This is a genomic window from Streptomyces sp. NPDC006739, from assembly GCF_042869815.1.
Classification (GTDB): domain Bacteria; phylum Actinomycetota; class Actinomycetes; order Streptomycetales; family Streptomycetaceae; genus Streptomyces.
In genome coordinates, this window is sequence record NZ_JBIAGM010000089.1 from 1 (window position 1) to 1,680 (window position 1,680).

A 1,680-nucleotide genomic window follows, 5' to 3' on the forward strand; every position below is an offset into this window, starting at 1 on the left:
AGTAGCTGTTGTCTTTTCGATCTTGAGAGATGCGCGTCGAACGGGAGTCCCGATCGGGTGGTCGCGGGGTGCTGGGCGCATACGAACAGGGCCTCCTGAACAGCTCGTTGGTGTCGAATCACCGAGCGGCAGGAGGCCCTGGTGCAGCAGTCTTTCGTGCCGATGGCGGGGCAGTCCAGTGCGGTCACCTGGGAGTGTGACTGTCTGGCTCACCGGTTCGGAAACGCCGCCGACAATCCGATGCGTGAGCGGCGGTATCCGACGGACATGACGGACGCGGAGTGGGCCCGGGTGCTGCCACTGCTGCCGGTGCCGGTCTGGATGCGCGGCCGGGGCGGCCGGCCGGAGGCATATTGCCACCGGGCCATGCTCGATGCGATCCGGTATCTCGTGGACAACGGGATCAAGTGGCGGGCGATGCCCGTCGACTTCCCGCCGTGGGACCGCATCTACGCGTTCTTCCGCCGCTGGCGCGACAATGCCCTGGTCAAGGAGTTCCACGACCGGCTGCGAGGCCGGGTCCGCGAGGAGCTGGGACGGGATGCGGAGCCGACGGCCGGGGTGATCGACTCGCAGTCCGTCAAGGCGGACGCCGTCGTGGGCGCGGACAGTCGCGGCTTCGACGGCGGCAAACTCATCAACGGCCGCAAGCGGCACGTCGTGGTCGACACCCTCGGCCTGCTGCTGGGCGTCATGGTCACTGCCGCGGACATCGGCGACCGCACCGCCGCGAGGGTCCTGCTCAGGAAGGTCGCCGACGCCCACCACCGCCTGGAACTGGTCTGGGCTGATGGCGGCTACACCGGCAGCCTCGTCGAGTACTGCCTGGCCACGTTCGCCCTGGTCCTGGCGATCGTCAAACGCAGCGACGACATGCGCGGTTTCGTCGTGCTGCCCAAGCGGTGGATCGTGGAGCGTCTCTTCGCCCACCTAATGCGAAGCCGCCGCCTGGTGCGCGACTTCGAGCGCCGCACCGCCAGTGCCGAGGCGATGGTCTACTGGTCGATGACGCTCCTCATGAGCCGTCGCCTGACTGCGAAGCGACGGCATCGACCAGAGTGAACTGGCCCGGCTGCCGCTCGGCGAGCCAGCCGCGCGCGACCAGCCGTTTCGCCTTCGACCGCAGTGCCTCCACTTTGGCCGGCACCACGTCCATGCCGAACGCCGCAGCCATTTCCTGACAGGTCAGCGGCCCTTGACGGAGCCGGGCCCGGTCGGCGAGCACCTGCAGAATGCGCTGATAGTCCACCGACAACACCGACCAGGCCAGTCCCTCACGCCACACCGGCACCTGCGACTTCGACTTCGCTGCGGGCGGCGCTGACGATGTCTCCTCGACCTGTCTCATGGCCGACGCTGTCCCATCGCTCTGGGCGTGGTCTTGCCCGGACTCGTCCACGGGAGTCAGCACCTCCCCGACCCGCGAGCGGGCGATGGCCCACTCCTGCCATTCCCGCTCGGCCACGGCCAGTTCGGCCTGGATGCGGTCGGCCTCTTCCCTCAGCCCGTCCACGCGACGGCGGGCCGCGACCTCACGCTGTTCCAGCAACCCCACGACCGACGGCATCCACGACCTCCACCGGAGCAACGACACGACACGCCACCACTCCCACGGAATCACCGGCCCTATGCCTGACCAGCTAAAACGCCGCTTTCAGGTTCGGAAAGACAACGACGCCT

The 1,680-nt window shown here is 68.0% G+C and carries 2 protein-coding genes; one reads left to right on the forward strand and one right to left on the reverse strand.

Annotation, left to right across the window (positions count from 1 at the left end; genetic code table 11):
• Positions 1 to 141 precede the first annotated feature (141 nt).
• On the forward strand, positions 142 to 1,062 hold the full coding sequence (locus ACFYMM_RS44365) for an IS5 family transposase (RefSeq protein ID WP_388398550.1): 921 nt from the start codon (positions 142 to 144) through the stop codon (positions 1,060 to 1,062).
• On the opposite strand, the gene ACFYMM_RS44370 is transcribed toward ACFYMM_RS44365, so the two are convergent.
• Positions 1,016 to 1,567 carry a hypothetical protein gene (locus ACFYMM_RS44370; RefSeq protein ID WP_388398553.1) on the reverse strand — a complete coding sequence of 184 codons (552 nt, stop codon included), beginning with the start codon at positions 1,565 to 1,567 and terminating at the stop codon, positions 1,016 to 1,018. The genes ACFYMM_RS44365 and ACFYMM_RS44370 overlap by 47 nt on opposite strands.
• Positions 1,568 to 1,680: the final 113 nt, after the last annotated feature.

What these genes read in the sequence shown, in the direction of transcription:
- ACFYMM_RS44370 (WP_388398553.1), bottom strand. Translation starts at nt 1,567, where the DNA reads ATGCCGTCGGTCGTGGGGTTGCTGGAACAGCGTGAGGTCGCGGCCCGC.